Origin of the sequence: Paenibacillus sp. FSL R5-0908 (assembly GCF_038006245.1) — a bacterium.
In the GTDB taxonomy this organism is placed as follows: Bacteria; Bacillota; Bacilli; order Paenibacillales; family Paenibacillaceae; genus Paenibacillus_AQ; species Paenibacillus_AQ odorifer.
The window spans coordinates 5,724,154-5,742,907 of the sequence record NZ_JBBOUV010000001.1 but is presented as its reverse complement, the minus strand read 5'-3'; the positions used below and the strand labels follow the sequence as shown (position 1 = coordinate 5,742,907).

Sequence of the window (18,754 nt, the reverse complement as noted above, 5' to 3'; positions counted from 1 at the left end):
ATCTGGCATTAACAACAAAACTAAACACCCTAAAAAGCAAGCCGCCAAAATCCGGAGGTTTGCTTTTTTATATCTGTACTCGTGGCTGTTTATCCCTTGTAAAACATTAGAAAATACTAGCAAACACATGTTCCGATTAGTGTGGTTATGATATACTGAGGGGACGAGGAATCACTGAACTTTTTTAATTGGAGTGTAATCAATGGGTGGATATTTCACCTTGTATTCTATATATTTTCTCCGCTACGGAAGGAGTCTATCATTTATGCCGGTAACCTTTTTACTAGGCCGCTCGGGCAGTGGCAAGACAACAAAAATATGGGAATCTATCTCTTCTTCCTTAGAGAAGGAACCGCTTGGTGCGCCGATTATTATTCTTGTGCCAGAGCAAGGTTCTTTTGGAGCAGAACGGGGGCTTCTGACCGCAGGGAATGTGAAGGGAAGCCTTCGGGCGCAGACACTGAGTTTTTCGCGGCTGGCCTATCGTGTGAAGCAGGAAACTGGTGGCAGTGCAAGCCTGCCAATCAGTGAAGAAGGTAAGAAAATGTTGATTTACAAAATCATCAGTCGTCGCAAAGAGGAACTGAAATTGTTCGGTGCCTCAGCAGACAGACCGGGTTTTGTGGAACGTCTGAACCAACTGCACACGGAGATGAAGCGTTGCTGTTTGGGTTCCACTGATTTAGAAGAGCAGTTGTCCGCTATGCGAGGAGCTATTGCAAGAAGTCCTATTCTTGAGGGGAAGCTGGATGATTTGCAGCTGGTATTTAGCGATTTAGAGAAGGAAATGTCCCGTCTCTATATCGATGAAGAGGATCGTTTAGCAGAACTGGCTGAGCATATTCCAGATTCCTCCTACATTCGCGGGTCAGAGATTTGGGTAGATGGGTTCCATGGATTTACTCCGCAGGAATTCGTAGTGCTTCGAGAATTGATGCAGCAAGCTTCGAAGCTGACGGTTTCACTTACAATTGATCGTCCTTACCCATATGGAGATGAGTTGAATGAGCTTGAATTGTTTCACCCAACTGCGGTTACTTACATTAAACTGCGTGGAATTGCTGAAGAGCTAGGCATTGATGTATGGGACGAGCTGTTGGAGCCAACGGTTCTGCCGCGTTTTGAAGAAAGTCCAGTACTTGCTCACCTTGAACGGGGATATGATCGCCGGAAGGCCTGGATAGGTGCGGATGAACTGGCAAGAGAGGCTATATCTATAGGCGCCGCAGTTTCGCACAGAGCAGAGGTTGAGGGAGCCCTGCGCGAAATGACTAGACTGGTGCGGGATGAAGGTGCAAAATATGGCGAAATGGCCGTATTGATGCGTAATATTGGCGATTACGCGCAGCTGGTTCAGCCGTTGTTCCAAGATTATGGAGTGCCATTTTTTCTGGACCAGAAGGTGAACGAACTGCATCATCCGCTAGTGGAGTTTATACGTTCCGCGTTGGATGTAGTGCGTCGTCGCTGGCGTTACGAGGATGTATTCCGTTGTGTAAAGACGGAGCTTCTGCTTCCGCTAGACGGTAGTATTACGCGTGAGGATATGGATGCTTTAGAAAACTATGTGCTGGCTTGTGGGATTCAGGGGTACCGCTGGACAGATGGGCGCTCCTGGAAAGGTATTCCTAGCTTGTCGCTGGAAGGCGGCAGACAGATGGATGATGAACTGCTTGCTACTATGGAACGATGCCGTGCTAGTATAACAGGTCCATTATTTGCTTTTGAGAAACGAATCCAGAAAAGCCGAATCGGCCTTGAACTATGTACGGCAATGTACAAGCTGCTTGAAGAGACGGATGTTGCACGGAAGCTGGAGAAACTCAGTGTTAAGTCTATGGAGAAGGGCCAACCCGAGAAGGCTAGGGAACATAGCCAGTTGTGGGGTGCGGTACTTGATCTGCTAGATCAGATAGTAGAAATGATGGGCAATGAAAGACTTGAGTTTGAAGTGTTCACTGGCGTTCTAGAGACAGGACTTGCTGAACTTAAAATGGGACTAGTTCCGCCCGCACTGGATCAAGTATTGGTCGGCAATATGGATCGGACTCGCCCAACGGGGGTCAAATACGCTTTTTTGCTTGGATTTAATGAAGGTGTTGTGCCTGCGCAGTTTAAGGAAGATGGAATTCTCTCGGAAGGTGAACGCTCCGTACTAGAGAATGCTGGAATGGAGCTTGCTCCCGGCGCTTCTCGTAAACTGCTGGACGAGCGGTTTCTGATCTATAATGCACTAACGACAGGAAGCCGAAAGCTCTGGATTAGCTACGCTACAGCGGATGATGAGGGCAAAGCGCTCCTTCCCTCTGAGGTTATCCGGCATTTGCATAGAATGTTCCCAAGGGTTCAAGAGCTTAGCTTGTCAGCACTTCCCCCTGCGGGACTACCGGCAGAAGTCGGAGATCCTATTCATCTCGGTTTCATTGGTCAACCAGAACAGAGTCTTCGCGCATTGATTATGCAGCTGCGGCAGTGGCGCCAGGGGACAGAAATTCCGGAGCTATGGTGGGATGTGTATAACTGGTTTACTAAGAACGAAGATCGTAAATTTCAATTGGAACGTTTGCTAAGCTCACTGTTCTATCGTAATGAGGGAACGAAGCTCAAGCGTGGCACAAGCCTCAGATTGTATGGTGGCTCAACACTGCGGGGCAGTGTATCCCGGATGGAGAAATTTGTTGCGTGCTCATTTTCCCATTTTGCGTCCTACGGACTAAGACTGAAAGAGCGCCAGTTATATAAGCTGCAAGCACCTGATATTGGACAGCTGTTCCATGCTGCGTTAAGTGATATGGCGATAAGACTGAAACAAGAGGGACGGGGTTGGGGCAGCTTGTCTCCGGATGAATGTCGGCGTGAGGCCAGTGAGACAGTAGAACGGCTATCTCCGATGTTGCAGGGTGAAATTCTAATGAGCTCCAAACGTTACGGGTACATCTCCCGTAAGCTTAAGAATATTGTTGGACGTGCTTCTGTGATTCTGGGCGAGCACGCCCGCCGGGGCAGCTTTGAGCCAGTAGGGCTGGAGCTGGATTTTGGACCGGATAAGGAGTTGCCGCCTTTAAGAATTACGCTGCCGAATGGCTGTGTGATGGAGGTCGTTGGCCGGATTGACCGTGTAGACATGGCTCGTGGAGAGAACGGCATTCTTCTGCGGGTAATTGATTATAAATCGAGTCAAAAGGATCTCAAGCTGCATGAGGTGTATTATGGATTGTCGCTGCAAATGCTGACTTATTTGGATGTGCTGCTGACATATTCGGAGCAATGGCTGGGGCAGCAGGCACTTCCAGCAGGTACACTTTATTTCCATGTGCATGATCCGTTGTTAACCTCATCCAACGGGATGAACAAGGAACAGGCTGAGCAAGAGCTGTTAAAACGCTTCAAGATGAAAGGACTGCTTACAGCAGATCGTGAGGTTGTTTCCCTGATGGATACCACTTTAGACAAAGGGTATTCTTCTATTGTGCCTGTAGCAGTAAAAGCTGACGGCAGCTTTTATAGCAGTGCTTCAGTAGCTACACCAGAGCAGTGGGGCCATTTATTATCCTCCGTTAGAGGGACGATCTCTGATATCGGGACACGGATTACAGAGGGGGATGTGGCGATTGAGCCGTACCGAATTGGGCAGGAGACCGCCTGCACGTTCTGTTCGTTTAGACCTGTCTGCCAGTTCGATGAAGCTGTGGAAGGTAACAGCTATAACAATCTGGGTAAGCCAGGGAAGGACGTTATATGGGATCTGCTGTCCCGCAAAGGAGGAACTACACCTTGAGTATGAAGGCTGAAATAGAAGCGAAACCGGAAGGAAGTATATGGAGTGATGACCAGTGGCGCGCCATTGCGGAGAGCGGTGATGACATCCTCGTTGCTGCGGCAGCAGGTTCCGGTAAGACGGCGGTGCTGGTAGAACGGATTATTCGAAAGATCAGTAAGGAAGAGAACGGCTTCAGTGTAGACAGGCTACTCGTAGCCACGTTTACCAAAGCTGCGGCTGCCGAAATGAGGCAGCGGATCAGGGAAGCCCTTGATCGGGAGCTGGAGGAGAATGGCGAGAACGACCATTTGCGCCGTCAGCTATCCCTGCTGGGCAAAGCTTCGATTACAACGTTACACTCCTTCTGTCTGGAAGTGATCCGGCGTTATTATCAAATGATTCCGATTGATCCGGGTTTCCGCATATTAAATGAGCATGAAGCGGAGATGATGCGGCAGGAGCTGCTCGAAGAGTTGCTGGAGGAAAAGTACGGTGAGGTAGGTGCGGATGGTGAGGATAGCATATTTGTGCAGCTAGCTGATTGGTTCAGTGGTGAACGCAGTGATGATGCAGTGCATGCGCTCATACAGCGATTGCATGATTACGCCCGCAGCCATCCTTGGCCCGCGCAATGGCTCCGTGATACTGCAGCTGATTTCTCATTGCCGGACACCGATAGTCTGGGTGGAACGCCATGGGTGCTGAGCATTCTTGAAGAAGCGAAGCTGACCCTTGCAGGCGCAGCCAGTCAGCTGATTCAAGGCCGGGAGATTGCACTGCAGCCGGGCGGTCCGGCACCCTATGCTGAGAATATAACCGCAGATCTTGAGATGGTAAATGCACTGCAGGATGCCGTAAACGAACGACCTTGGGCAGAATTATATGATATTTTCATGGAAGTATATTTTGGGAAATTAAAGGCTTGTAAGAAGGATTCGACAGATCCTGGACTGCAGGAGATGGTGAAGGAACTGCGCGACAGTGTGAAGAAGAGTATTTTAGATCTTCAGAAAGCATTGTTTGGGCGTCCGTCCGAGGTTTTTTTGAAAGAGCTGAACGAAGCGGCTCCACTGATGGCAGAGCTTGCAGAGACAGTGATAGCATTCGGTGAACGTTATAGAATTGAAAAAGCAGGAAGAGGTCTAGTCGACTTCAGTGATTTGGAGCACTATTGTCTGCAAATTCTACGCCATCCGGACTCTACGCCCGGTCATTCCCTGCCTTCTGATGCAGCTATGGAATACCGTGCTCAATTCGATGAGGTTCTGCTGGACGAATATCAGGATACGAATAGTGTGCAAGAGGAGATTGTGCGGCTAATATCCCGTGAAACACCCGGTAACCGGTTTATGGTCGGAGATATGAAGCAAAGTATCTATCGATTCCGTCTGGCGGAGCCGGGGCTATTCCTGGATAAATACCGCAGCTTTGGCTCACACCCAAGCGATCCATCTGAAATTACTAATGAATCGTCTAGCGGTTCGGTCATCGATCTGGCCCGTAATTTTCGCAGTCGCATGGAGGTTGTGAATGCCGTTAATATGATCTTCCGGCAGATTATGAATGAGACGGTAGCGGAGATTAATTATGACGAACGCGCTGAGCTTGTTTACGGAGCGAATTTCCCAGGTGCAGCAGAGAAGGGTCCCGATACCTTTTTTGCACCGGAGTTATTATTGATAGATCGTGGTTCAACAGCAGGGAAGTCAGAAGAGACTTCTGAAGACGGTGAGGCGCCACTTCAGGAGAGTGAAGCCATTGAGAGCGAGACGGCGCAGCTGGAAGCACGGGCAATTGCCCGGCGTATTTCACAAATGACGGGGATGACCGGTGGATCGCCGCTGCTTATCTACGATAAAGGACTCAAGATTATGCGCCCGGTTATTTACGGCGATATCGTGATTCTGCTTCGCTCGGCAAGAATCTGGACCCCTTTAATCATCGAAGAGCTTCGGATGGAAGGAATCCCTGCTTATGGTGATCTGAATAAAGGTTATTTTGAAGCTACAGAAGTGGAAATTGCACTTTCCCTCTTAAAAATAGTTGATAATCCTCTGCAGGACATTCCGCTGGCTGGCGTACTTCGTTCACCTGTGGTCGGATTAACGGAAGAAGAATTGGCTACGGTGCGTATGTGTAGTCAGGGTCCTTTTTTTCAAGCAGTACAGATGGCCGTGGATATGCATGATGCAAAAGAGGCTGAAGAAGAGTATGACCTCTTCTCGGCTCATGTGATTGAATCCGCAAGCACCGTCGAAAATAATGTCTTACCTGATAAAGATCTGCCGCAGATCAGTCCAGAACTGAAGCGCAAGCTTAAACATTTCCTGGAACAGCTGGAAAGCTGGAGAAATGCGGCTAGACAAGGTAGTCTCAGTGAGCTGATCTGGCGTATCTATGGGGAGAGCGGCTATCTGGAATGGGTTGGAGGACTGCCTGGAGGCTCGCAGCGCCAGAACAATCTTAAAGCTTTGTATGATCGGGCTGTGCAATTTGAGAATGACACCGCAGCGCGTGGATTGTTCCGTTTTCTGGTGTTTATTTCACGGCTTCGTGAGAATGGCGGAGATCTGGGTGTAGCTGGCGGTGGCGGTGAAGAAGGCAATGGCGTCAGAATCATGACCATTCATAAATCCAAAGGTCTGGAGTTCCCTGTTGTTTTTGTAGCCGGGATGGCAAAACAGTTCAATCGACAAGATTTGCATTCGCCATTTCTTATGCACAAAGAGCTTGGCTTTGGGCCGCGTTTTGTGGAACGGGAAACGCGAGTTAGCTATCCAACACTTCCTTATCTGGCTATTAACCGGCGTACACGGCTTGAGTTATTAGCTGAGGAAATGCGTGTATTATATGTAGCGTTAACTCGTCCGAGAGATAAAATGATTCTAGTAGGCACTGTAAGAGATTTGCCGCGTAAAATCGCTAGCTGGAGCAGCGTGCAGAACCGGGATGAGCTGCTGCTTGCAGATCATCTGCTGGCCCGAGGGCGCAGCTATTTGGACTGGGTTGGACCGGCATTGATCCGGCACCCTGCGGCGGCGATTCTTCGTAAGCTGGGCGGTTCAGAAGGTAGCGTCTCCACGGTGCTGCACAACGATGTCTCCAATTGGAGCATCAGTGTGCAAAATGCTTCCGAACTTAATTCTGGGGCGTTCCTGCCAACGGATCAGACTGAGGATAAGGTAGAGGAACGGCAAGCTGTACTCGAAGCACTGCATAAGGGTGAAGCTGTAAATATATATGGAACAGAGACTAGCGATGAAATTGCTAGAAGACTGGAATGGAATTACCCGTATGCGGCAGCCTCAGGTATTCCGGCTAAAACTTCTGTTACGGAGTTAAAAGCGTTGTTGTCGTTGCAGGAGCAGCCCTCTTTTGATCTGCTGGAAGAAGGCAATTCTCCAACCTCAATAGAAAACGATAAACGTCCAAGTGTTGCAGGTGCGGACAGTCTTCATTTGCGGCGCCCGAAATTTATGGAAAAACGCAGTCTAACCCCAGCGGAACGCGGGACAGCATACCATACAGTCATGCAGCATATTCCGCTGGAGGGTTCAGTTGATCCTATGGTTGTGGAAGAAACCTTAGCCCGACTCCAGAGAGTGGCTATTCTAACTGCTGAGCAGGTGGAGGCTGTAGCTCCCGATCAGATAGAAGCTTTTTATACTAATGAACTTGGACGTAGATTAGTAGCTTCTTCTTGGAAGCTTAGAGAAATGCCGTTCAGTTATATGGTTCCCGCAGGTGAGGCTTATCGAGGGCTCGATTATATGAATAAAGCCGTCTCGGAGCTTTCCCCTGAGAACAATAAGGAAGGCTTTAGTGAGGCTGTACTGATTCAAGGGGTCATTGACTGCCTGTTCCGAGAAGAGGACCGGATTATTCTGCTAGACTATAAGACGGACTCCGTGTTAGAACATCAGGGCGGCTTAGAAGCACTTAAAGAAAAATATCGTTTTCAGCTAGAGTTATACAGCAAGGCATTACATGATATTTTGGGAGAACCGATCAGCGAGATTTGGCTGTACTTTTTTGACGGCGATCATGCTGTGAAATTATAAATTATTCATTGCCGCATAGGAGCGGGGAAAGAGGACGAAGATGCGGATATTGCATACGGGGGATTGGCACTTGGGCCGTACGCTGGAGGGAAGAAGCCGCCAGAAGGAGCAAGAGCAGTTCATAGATGAATTGGTGGAGATCGCCGATTTTCATAAGGTGGATTTGATTATGATGGCGGGAGATGTGTACGATTCCGTTAATCCACCAGCGGCTTCGGAGCAATTATTCTATGAGGCTGCTGCCAGGCTGACTTCAGGGGGCAGGCCCCTTGTGGTGATTGCCGGCAATCATGACCAACCGGAGCGCGTATCTTCTGTCTCCCCGCTTGTATTAAGGCAGGGGATTACCTTGGTAGGACTTCCAACCTCAGAGCCAGTGACAGTTCATGCTGCGCGCACAGGTGAGATTGCCAAAATCGCAGCCCTTCCCTATCCCTCTGAGGCACGTCTCGGTGAGTTGCTTGCTGGGGACAGCGGGGAAGAGGAGCTTCGACTAGCTTACAGCGCACGGGTAGGCAAACTTATGCAACTGTTGGGACGGGAATTTACGCCACAAACCGTGAATTTGGCGATGAGCCATATTTATGTGCTTGGAGGTGTAGAGAGTGATTCGGAACGCCCAATTCAGGTGGGCGGGGCTTACACTGTAGATCCTTCTGCTTTATCCTGTGGAGCGCAATATACTGCACTAGGCCATCTTCATCGCGCTCAGCGTGTTAAAGGGGAAGGGATGATCCGTTATAGCGGATCTCCGCTGGCATATAGCTTTTCGGAAGCAGGACAAGCCAAGTCGGTGACGCTGATTGATGTTGCGCCGGGCGGTGAGCCGACCTTCGAAGAAATCTATCTTCGCTGTGGGCGTCCACTTGTAAGATGGAGCTCAACGGGGGGATTGCAAGAGGTATATAACTGGTTGGATGAAGGTAGAGATGCTTCCGCTTTTATAGATTTGGAGATTCGGCTCAGTGAAGCTATGTCGATGAATGATATTCAGCGCCTGCGTAAATCACGTGAGGGAATCATTCATATTCGTCCGATTTATCCGCAAATGGAGCTGGAGCTCGAACAGATTTCCCGTTCACGTATGCCTGTACAAGAATTGTTCCGTAAATTCTATCAGCGCCAGACGGGCGGGGCGGAGCCGGAGGATCGTTTAATTGAGCTGTTCTTACAGCTAACCGAAGAAGAACGGCAGCAGCCGGAGGAAGGAGAGGAGAACTAAGGTGAAGCCTATTTTATTAAAAGTTGCAGGATTGCAGAGTTATAGAGAAATGCAGGAAATAGATTTTGAAAGTCTGTGTGAGACTGGGCTGTTTGGGATTTTTGGACCTACGGGCAGCGGCAAGTCCAGTTTGCTGGATGCTATTACTTTGGCGATGTACGGCAAAGTGGAGCGCGCCGTTAATGGAACACAGGGGATTATGAATCACTCTGAGGATTCACTCAGCGTGGCGTTTACCTTTGAGCTCACTTCTTCCGCTGGGGCACATCGTTATCGTGTTGAACGTAAGTTCAAGCGGACAGGTGAGCAAACAGTCAGCAACACCATTAGCCGTTTCATTGAAGTCACACCTGACGGGGATAACGTTATGGCGGATAAACTCGCAGATGTTACACGTTGTGTGGAAGAGCATATTGGGCTCAAAATGGATGACTTCACGCGAGCAGTTGTATTGCCGCAGGGGAAATTCGCCGAATTTTTATCGCTTCGGGGCGTAGACCGCCGACAAATGCTGCAGCGCCTGTTCCATTTGGAACAGTATGGCGATCAGCTTGCGTTGAAGCTTAGCCGGCGGGTGAAGGAGAATGAGGCCGCGCTCCGCGCGCTCGAAGCGGAGCAGCAGGGGCTTGGCAGCGCAGGCAAAGAGGATGTAGAGGCAGCGGCGGAGCGCCTCGAACAAGCAGCCCAACATGCTGCGGAATGCCGCCGCAAGCTGGAGGCGGCGCTGCAGGTCGCGGAGCGTTTCACGCGCATTCGCGAGCTGCAAGAGGAACGGACCCGCCGCGAATTGCAGCGGCAGGGACTGCTCTCCAAGGAGGAGGAGATTCTCCTCCTTGAACGGAAGCTCGGCCAAGCTGACGAGGCCGAGGCTAGGCTTCCCGCGCTGAAAGCATGGCGAAGCGCGGAAGATGCCTTCAAGAGCCGATTGACCCGCGCGGAGGGTCAAGAGGTGCTGGCCGCCGCTGCTGAGCAGGAGGCGGCGCGTGCCGCTGCGGCCGCGGCTGCTGCGCAGGCCGCGCTTGCGGCGGAAGAGCCGGCCCTCCGGCAGGGGGCCGACACCTACCGCCGCGCGCTCGAGCTCGAGTCCGAGCTCGGCGCCCTGCGGCGCGAACTCGCGGCTCTGCGCGAGCGCCGCGAAGAGGCCTCCCGCAAGCTGGCGGAGCTGCGGGAGGGCATGGCCCGGGAGCGTGAGCTTTTGGCCAAGGGCCAAAAGCGCCAGCAAGAGCTGCAGCAGAGCTTGCAGCCGCTCGGTGTCCGCTCCCAGGAGCGGCAGTCTCTGCAAGAAGCGATGCAGAGACTGCAAGGGCTGCACTCCGCCGAATCCCAGTGGGATATGGCGGAGAAGGAGCGCCGCGAGCGTGCCGCTGCACTCGCGGCTGCGCAGGCGCGCCTCGCGGAGGCCGAGGGCCGTCGCGAGCAGCAGGAAGCTTCTCGCGGGCAGCTGATCCGCGAGGCGGCGCTGCATCAAGAGAAGCTGCTGGCGACAGAAGAAGCTGCGTGCACCGCAGCAGAAAGTCTGGAGCAACATATCAGCTCTTTGGAAGCGGCCCTCAAGGGGCATGAGTTGCACAGACTGTCGCTTGGATTGGCTAAAGAATTGGAAGCGGGACAACCTTGCCCTGTATGTGGCAGCGAACACCACCCGGCCCCTGCTGTATTGCAGGATAACGTAGAGCAGCAGGAACTGGAGTTAAAGCTTCAACAGGCGCGTGTGTTGTCCAGACGTGCTTTGGAAGCACGCCATATGTTCCGTGGTCTGCGGGAGCAGGACCTGGTTTGGCTGGAGCAGGTGTTTGGTGATGATGCTTTTGATACGGTAAATCATCCTGCAGCGGCAGGTTCAGAAGTCAGCACTACCGAGGTTTCCTCTACCGATATGTCCATCCCAGATGAAAAAGCTTTGGCAGAACTTGATGCTGCATTTTTAGCATTAAAAAGCCAGTCTGGAGAGCTGCGCCGTACAGCGATACAGTGGCAGCAATCGATGCAGGAAGTTCAGCAGCTATGCCTCAAAGAAGCGGCGGGTGCCGAAGGTGAGCGAAGCTGGGTAGAAGGCCTTACCGCCAAAGCCGAGGAACTGGGTGGCCAACTAACCGCTTTGCGGCAGAACTGGGTACAGCAGTTCCCTGATTTGGCACCGGAAGAGGTGGAAAAAGCTTATCGTGAGCTGTTAGCCAAGGATGCTCAAGCTGAGGAAATTAGATCCCGACTGGAAATCAGTGTCAAGTTTTTGGATGAGAAAAGCGCTTCGGTACAGAATCTTCAGGAGACCATCACCGGACTCGATAAAGAGCTTACTCAGTGGAATACACAGATGGAAGGCAAAGAAGAATTGCAGCGTGAAAAAGAACGGCGTCTTCTAGAGTGGACTAACGGCCGCGCTGCTGCCCCTCTTCTAGCAGAGTGTGAGCGTCGTCTGCAGGAATTGTTAGCAGCTGTGGAGACCAGCCAACGATTACATCTCACGGCAGCGGAAAAAGCGCAGCATGAGATCAAGGAGGCAGCGATTACCCGCCAGGCGGCAGAATCTGCTCGAGAGCATTATGTGACTTCAAGCCATCTGTGGGAGCAAAGCTTAACCTCTTCACCGTTTAGTTCGGCCGCTGAGGTTGAAGGAGCAGCTCTCGCACCTGAAGAACGGGAAATTTCTTCTTCTCGGGTACGTGCCCATCGTGCTGAAGAAGCTGAAGTCTCATTGCAGCTGCGCAATATTGAAGAGAAGCTTGACGGAGCCAGCTTAAGTGAAGAAGAGTGGCAAGTTAGCCAAGAGAGCTTAAGCGTGTGTAAATCAGAGGATGAGATGTCGCTGCAAGCAAGAGCGCGCGCGGAGCGAGATCTAGAGGATCTGCGGCATCGGCATATTCGCTGGATGGAGCTTGAAGCCCAGCGGCTAGAACATGCTTCTCTACAGGATCATTTGTCCAAATTGCAGACGGTTTTACGTGGAAATGCTTTTGTTGAGTATATTGCGGAGGAACAATTGATGCAGGTGTGCCAGTCTGCTTCTCAGCGGCTTCGTTTCCTGAGCAAACAGCGTTATGCGCTGGAGGTTGATTCGGGCGGTGGCTTTGTAATCCGTGATGATGGAAACGGTGGTGTAAGAAGACCGGTCTCTACGCTTTCCGGCGGAGAGACGTTCTTAACTTCCTTGTCACTTGCACTTGCTCTTTCGGCACAGATCCAGCTGCGGGGGCAGTATCCATTGCAATTTTTCTTTTTGGACGAAGGCTTTGGTACACTGGATCCGGAATTGCTTGATACGGTAATTACCTCACTGGAAAGATTGCATAACGACCAACTGTCTGTCGGCATTATCAGCCATGTTCCAGAGCTTCGGGCACGACTGCCACGCAAGCTGGTAGTCGTACCTGCTGAACAGGGTGGAGGGGGATCTCGGATCCTTTTGGAAAAAATGTGAAGATCTACAATGTGTGTGATTCTTATCACAGATACAGTATCAACGCGCTGTTATAATACAGCTAAGCCGACATTACTTTAGAAACACCTCGGCGGACGTATGGCAGGGAATGAACTCCTTTTCATACGTCCGCCGCCGAATCAGCTTTATAAGCTGTGAAGGGTGTTTCTCTTTTTTTTGTCTTTTTTAGGCCTAACGGTGTTGATATATTTATTTAATGGTTCATTCTGTAACAGATACAGATTAGGGCGGATTATGCTGAGTTTGCTTGCTGCTTTCGTATTTGATGATTATCCTGTATGATTATCTTATGATGAAGTGGAATTTCACCAATTTTTAGGAGGCAAGCACTCTATGGAGACCGTGTTTAGCAAAATTATTGAGGGTACTATTCCTTCCAAAAAAGTATTTGAGAATGAACGTATTCTTGCATTTTACGACATCGAGCCGGCTGCACCGGTACATGTGTTGATCATTCCCAAGAAGTTCATTGCTTCAATGAATGATGTTACACCTGAGGATCTTCCGCTAATTGCTGAAATCCACAGTGTAGCCCAACAGATCGCCAAAGACCTTGGAATTGCTGAGTCTGGTTATCGTTTAATCAATAATTGCGGACCTGATAGTGGACAAGCTGTGCCTCATCTTCATTATCACCTGCTGGGTGGAGCCAAGCTGGGTGCGCTCACTGGAAACTCAGCTTCGCACGCATAGCATAAACATTTAATGTTGAAGAACTTGCCAGAAAAAAGAATAGCACGAAGGTTGACACGTTATTTCCGTTTGACCTATAATGGAGTTTGATAAACCGTGTTATGCTCTTGGACGGTATGGTCGGAGGGAGGGGAAACCTGTGTCTGAAACGAAAGTTCGCAAAAACGAGACAATTGATGCTGCACTTCGTCGCTTTAAACGTTCCATCGCAAAAGATGGTGTCTTGGCTGAGGTGAAGAAACGCAAACATTACGAAAAGCCGAGCGTTAAGAAAAAGCTGAAGTCTGAGGCTGCTCGTAAGAGAAAGTTTTAGGAGGATTACCCACGCATGAATCTTAGCGAGAGATTGAACGAAGATATGAAGCAAGCGATGAAGAGTAAGGACAAGTTCACGCTCTCCACGATTCGAATGGTTCGTTCTACAATAAAGTATCTTGAAATAGATCTGAAGAGAACATTGGACGACAACGAAGTGCTTGATATCCTTAGTCGTGAAATCAAACAGCGCAAAGATGCCCTCCAAGAATTTGAATCAGCGGGTCGCGACGAGCTTGCCGCGAGTACAAAAGCAGAAATCGAGATTATTATTAAATATCTTCCCGAGCAACTTTCCGAAGAAGAAATTAAAGTAATTGTACAGCAGACCATCCAGGAAACCGGTGCTTCTTCGAAGAGCGAAATGGGGAAGGTCATGAGCGCACTGATGCCTAAGGTCAAAGGTCGCGCTGATGGTAAACTCGTGAACCAGGCGGTTCTGCAATTTCTGCAATAATATAGCACTAGCACCCCTTGCAAAAGGGGTGCTTTTCTATGTAATGAAACGTAAATCCAATTTCAGCGTATTAAGGGTTATGAGTTCTGGGTCAAGCTAAAGAAGGGAGGTAAAATCATTGAGAAGATTACGGAAAATATTGTTAGCTAGCATTCCTGTGGTCCTGCTGTTACTCCTCCTGACACCCTTTGCAACGAATGTAAGCGCTGACGGGGCAGCCCCGAAAACACCGGGGGTTACGAACAGTGAGCTGAAACAAGGTCCCGTGTTTATTATTCCGGTAGATCAAAAGATTGAACGGGGTTTGCAAAGCTTTTTGGAAAGAGGATTTGAAGAAGCCGCTAATTATGGAGCAGTCCTTATTCTACTAGAGGTCGATACACCTGGAGGGCTGGTGAAATCGGCAGAAGAGATTGGGACGATGGTAAGAGAGAGTGAAATACCAACAGCTGCCTATATTAAAGGTGATGCCGCTTCTGCAGGCAGTTACATAGCACTTAATGCAGGTGCAATAATCATGAAGCCGGGCAGTATGATCGGTTCCGCTTCCTTGGTAGACATGAATGGTCAAAAAGTAGATGATGCCAAAATGATATCCTACTGGAGATCTAAAATGATCGGTGCTGCTGCTCTGAATGAGCGTGATCCAGACATTGCCGCTGGTATGGTGGATAGTAATTTGGTCGTGGATAAGCCAGAGCTTGGTGTGACTAAGACACAGGGAGAAATCATTGCCTTGTCTAGTGAAGAAGCTTTAAGAGCTGGTTACGCTGATCAAATTACAGATACCCCAGAAGAAGCAATTCATTGGCTTGGATATACTACAGACGACATTTTTCGCGTAGAGCATACCGGTGCGGAAAAAATGTCGCAATTTCTGACCAATCCGATTATTATGACGATTCTGCTGTTCATTGGGATTACAGGCGTTGTAATTGAATTGATTGTTCCAGGCTTTGGTGCGCCAGGAATTATCGGGACGTTGGCTTTTGTGTTATATTTCTTCGGCAACTATGTTGCAGGATTCGCCGGAGCGGAAACTTGGCTCTTGTTTATCATTGGGCTTGTCATGCTCGTGCTGGAGCTCTTTGTGCCTAGCTTCGGAATATTGGGGCTGCTCGGCTCTGTTAGTCTTGTAGCGGGTGTCGTACGAGCTGCTTACAGCTATAAGCATGCACTGCTCAGTCTAGGTATTTCTTTCGTAGCTGCGACTATAGTTGTAGTAATTGTTGCGGTCATATTTAAAGAACGAGGGATCTGGAACAGATTTATTTTGAAGGAAAGTCTTACTAAAGATCAGGGATTTGTACCTGTAGAAGAGAAGCTTAGCTTATTAGGCGCTACAGGAACCAGTATTACTCCACTTCGTCCATCAGGAACGGCTATGATAGGCGGCGAACGTGTGGATGTTGTTACAGAAGGTAGTTTTATTAGTGCTAATGCACCGGTCTCTGTTATTAAAGTAGAGGGCGGACGGATTGTTGTGAAAGAAATCAAGGAATAAGGTAAACACTGGAACCAATAATAGTTCTACAATAAATTTACGGAGGTTATATAGTATGGGTGAAGCATCTTTGATTCCTATTCTGTTCATCGCGGTAGTGGTGATTATTGTATTGAGCGTGTTTTTAAGTTTTTTCCCGGTTATGCTCTGGATTTCTGCATTAGCATCGGGCGTTAGAATCAGTATTATTACGCTGGTGGCGATGAGACTGCGTCGTGTAACCCCAAGTCGTATCGTTAACCCAATGATTAAAGCGACTAAGGCAGGTCTTGGACTGAACATTAATCAACTGGAGAGTCACTATCTCGCAGGTGGTAACGTTGACCGCGTTGTTAATGCGCTTATTGCAGCACAACGTGCAGATATTCCTTTGGAATTTACTCGCGCAGCAGCCATTGATCTTGCAGGACGTGATGTGCTGCAGGCTGTGCAAATGAGCGTTAACCCTCGTGTAATTGAGACACCAGTTGTTGCGGCTGTTGCTAAGAACGGGATTGAAGTTAAGGTAAAAGCGCGCGTTACTGTTCGTGCCAATATCGACCGCCTCGTGGGTGGTGCGGGTGAAGAAACGATTATTGCCCGTGTTGGTGAAGGGATTGTAACGACAGTAGGTTCGAGTGATTCCCATAAAGATGTCCTTGAGAACCCGGATTTGATTTCGCGGACGGTATTGTCCAAAGGTCTGGACTCAGGTACTGCTTTTGAGATCCTCTCCATTGATATTGCGGATATCGATGTAGGCAAGAACATCGGTGCTTATCTACAAACCGAGCAAGCAGAAGCAGATAAACGCATTGCCCAAGCTAAAGCGGAAGAACGCAGAGCGATGGCTGTCGCTCACGAGCAAGAGATGAAGGCGCGCGTAGTAGAGATGAAGGCGCTTGTTGTGGAAGCTGAATCTCAGGTGCCTATGGCGATGGCTGAGGCGCTCAGAAATGGCCAAATCGGCGTGATGGATTATATGAATATCAAAAACATCGAGGCAGATACCCAAATGCGGGGCTCTCTCGGCAAAATGAATGATCAGGACGACAATAACCGTCCTAACAATAATAAATAAAAGGGGATGTGAATCTCCATGAGCTGGATCTATATTATTGCGGTTATTATATTCGCGATCGTGTCCAATGTGAATAAAGCAACTAAAAACAAGCCCAAAGGAGCTCCTCGCGGGGGGATGCCCACTTTTGGGGGCGGAGAGGATTCGCCGCTCCGCCGGGTAAAACGCCCGGATATCGATGGAGGGCGCCAAGTTGAGTCTGGCAGTGGATTTCCTACTCCTGTTAGCACCTCTTCCCGGCAGTCGATGTCAGAGGATAACCGGGAATATGATGCCTCTCCTGCCTTTCCAGAACCCGCGTATATACCCACTCCAGATTATTCTACTGGAGAAGGAATGTCTTTGGAGCATGCCGATGACGGAGTTGAATTACGCACACAAAGAATGCAAGAAGAGGTGCGGCGTCTTCAATCTGCTTTTGACGGGATAGCGGGTGCAGATTCCAAAAGATCAAATAAGACTAAGAACACAAACTCACCCTCTGCGGCAGACCAGACACATGGAACAGGGAGTCGTGACGACCTGCGCAATGGTGTAGTTTGGGCAGAGATTCTGGGACCACCGCGTTCTCGTCAGCCGCATTCTACCCGAAGATAATATTTATTGGATCATAGTAACAGAAAAGCCCCGGCAACCTATCTTTACGATAGGTTGCCGGGGCTTTTTTTGCTTTTTTCACACTAGAAAGGTCCTCCTTTGTTACTTCTTCTCATAAAAAAAAGCGTTGCCGCATAAGGTGTACAGAAGGCAGGAAGGGGGAACGTCTACTTATGACCCGTATTGGCCGCAGGCTGCGGGGATGGACAAACGGGGTACTGGATCTACCACAGGACTTATTACAGGAAATGCCCCGGATCACCCTGATCGGCAATAAGGAACTGCATATTGAGAACCATCGCGGCGTGCTGCATTTTTCCTCTGGTCAGCTTAAGCTCGCGTTAGCTAAAGGATCGCTTGAAATCACAGGCGAGGGACTTGTCATCCGAAATATTCTAGGCCAGGAATTGGCTGTAGAAGGCGTTATCGGGGAGATTAGATATAACGAAAGCGAGGAGAGATCATGAAGGAGCCACCTCTGTCATCACTGCGGGGGTTCGTTACACTGCATGTGACGGGACCTCAGGTGGAGCGATTTATTAATTTCATTTCTGAAGCAGGAATCATGATTTGGGATGTGAGGCCCGCTGAGGGCGGCGCTTCCCTTAAGCTGCTTCTGGATGATTTTTATGTCCTCCGGCCGATTTTAAAAAAGACAGGCTGTCGTATGCACGTTACCGGTAGAAGCGGACTTCCATTTCTTATGGCGCGGCTGTGGAAAAGGAAATTTTTTGGCATAGGTATTTTGATGTTTGGAATTACACTTTTTATGTTATCTACGATGGTATGGAGTATTAGAGTCGAAGGGAATGAAAAAATTGCCTCTGAGGATATATTGGCTGCTGCTCGCCAAGAGGGTGTGTACCCTTTTCAGTGGATATGGCGTCTGGAGGAGCCGGACAAGCTCTCTAAGGGGCTGCTGGCCCATTTACCGGGTGTTTCTTGGATAGGGCTGCAACGGACGGGGACGAGCATCAAAATTCAAGTTGTAGAGGCTAAACAGCCCGACATCAAACCTTTGCTGAGTCAGCGCCATTTAATTAGCCGAACAGATGCGGTGGTAACAGAAATATATGCGGAGCAAGGCAGACCGGTAGTAGCGCGTAATTCGCGTGTGAAAAAAGGGGATATCCTGATTTCCGGTGCTCTTGGAGACGAAGAAAATGTAGAGTATGTAGTAGCAAAGGGTGAGGTTAAGGGGTTGGTTTGGCATGAGTACAATATCGAGGTTCCGCTTGAAACAACCAATAGCACCTACACTGGGGAGCGTAAGGATCGCACCTATCTCGTGTTGGGGAAATGGGCTATTCAGCTGTGGGGTTATGGTAAATCCTCCTTTGAGAATTCAAAGACGCTCACAGAGCATGATCCGCTGTCTTGGCGCTCTATTGAGCTGCCGCTGGGCCTGATGACTGAGAAGGAAATGGAGATCAATGAAACGAATGATACGATAACTCCAGAAGCTGGAATTGCGAGGGGAATTGAGCGGGCAAAGAATGATATTTTAGCTCGATATGGTGTTGATAGCGTCATCAAAAGTCAAAAAGTTTTGCATGAGAAGAAAGAGAATGGTAAAGTTTATATGAAAGTGATCTTTGAAGTAGAAGAAAAAATTTCCGAAGAACTGCCAATAGTAAACAATTGAG

The 18,754-nt window shown here is 49.3% G+C and carries 12 protein-coding genes; all 12 read left to right on the top strand.

Annotated features, from left to right (window positions below):
• Window positions 1-265 precede the first annotated feature (265 nt).
• The 12 genes from addB (at window position 266) to yqfD (ending at window position 18,753) form a co-directional block, all read left to right on the top strand.
• The gene (addB, locus tag MKZ09_RS26185) at window positions 266-3,778 is read left to right on the top strand and encodes a helicase-exonuclease AddAB subunit AddB (protein ID WP_076205222.1); all 3,513 of its coding nucleotides are present in this window, start codon (window positions 266-268) and stop codon (window positions 3,776-3,778) included.
• A 2-nt stretch (window positions 3,779-3,780) separates the two neighbouring features.
• The gene (gene addA / locus MKZ09_RS26180; RefSeq protein ID WP_076205254.1) at window positions 3,781-7,821 is read left to right on the top strand and encodes a helicase-exonuclease AddAB subunit AddA; all 4,041 of its coding nucleotides are present in this window, start codon (window positions 3,781-3,783) and stop codon (window positions 7,819-7,821) included.
• Between the two features lie 40 nt (window positions 7,822-7,861).
• On the top strand, window positions 7,862-9,043 hold the full coding sequence (locus MKZ09_RS26175; protein ID WP_076136581.1) for an exonuclease SbcCD subunit D: 1,182 nt from the start codon (window positions 7,862-7,864) through the stop codon (window positions 9,041-9,043).
• 1 nt (window position 9,044) lies between these two features.
• Window positions 9,045-12,461 carry an AAA family ATPase gene (locus MKZ09_RS26170; protein WP_076136580.1) on the top strand — a complete coding sequence of 1,139 codons (3,417 nt, stop codon included), beginning with the start codon at window positions 9,045-9,047 and terminating at the stop codon, window positions 12,459-12,461.
• Window positions 12,462-12,815: 354 nt separating this feature from the next.
• Window positions 12,816-13,175 (top strand): histidine triad nucleotide-binding protein, encoded by a 360-nt coding sequence (locus MKZ09_RS26165; RefSeq protein ID WP_036683863.1) that lies wholly within the window; start codon window positions 12,816-12,818, stop codon window positions 13,173-13,175.
• Window positions 13,176-13,314: 139 nt separating this feature from the next.
• Window positions 13,315-13,488, top strand: coding sequence for a 30S ribosomal protein S21 (gene rpsU, locus MKZ09_RS26160; protein WP_036657994.1), 174 nt, complete (start codon window positions 13,315-13,317; stop codon window positions 13,486-13,488).
• 15 nt (window positions 13,489-13,503) lie between these two features.
• Window positions 13,504-13,947, top strand: coding sequence for a GatB/YqeY domain-containing protein (locus MKZ09_RS26155; protein ID WP_036683862.1), 444 nt, complete (start codon window positions 13,504-13,506; stop codon window positions 13,945-13,947).
• A gap of 118 nt (window positions 13,948-14,065) precedes the next feature.
• Window positions 14,066-15,451 carry an NfeD family protein gene (locus MKZ09_RS26150; RefSeq protein WP_076136578.1) on the top strand — a complete coding sequence of 462 codons (1,386 nt, stop codon included), beginning with the start codon at window positions 14,066-14,068 and terminating at the stop codon, window positions 15,449-15,451.
• A 55-nt stretch (window positions 15,452-15,506) separates the two neighbouring features.
• Window positions 15,507-16,511, top strand: a complete 1,005-nt coding sequence (gene floA / locus MKZ09_RS26145; RefSeq protein ID WP_036683849.1) for a flotillin-like protein FloA — start codon at window positions 15,507-15,509, stop codon at window positions 16,509-16,511.
• 18 nt (window positions 16,512-16,529) lie between these two features.
• On the top strand, window positions 16,530-17,108 hold the full coding sequence (locus tag MKZ09_RS26140; protein ID WP_076205219.1) for a hypothetical protein: 579 nt from the start codon (window positions 16,530-16,532) through the stop codon (window positions 17,106-17,108).
• 173 nt (window positions 17,109-17,281) lie between these two features.
• Window positions 17,282-17,575: a sporulation protein YqfC gene (yqfC, locus tag MKZ09_RS26135; RefSeq protein ID WP_036683844.1), complete on the top strand. Its 294-nt coding sequence runs from the start codon at window positions 17,282-17,284 to the stop codon at window positions 17,573-17,575.
• Window positions 17,572-18,753, top strand: coding sequence for a sporulation protein YqfD (gene yqfD, locus MKZ09_RS26130; RefSeq protein ID WP_076136574.1), 1,182 nt, complete (start codon window positions 17,572-17,574; stop codon window positions 18,751-18,753). The genes yqfC and yqfD overlap by 4 nt, the downstream gene beginning before the upstream one ends.
• The last annotated feature ends 1 nt before the right edge of the window (window position 18,754 follow it).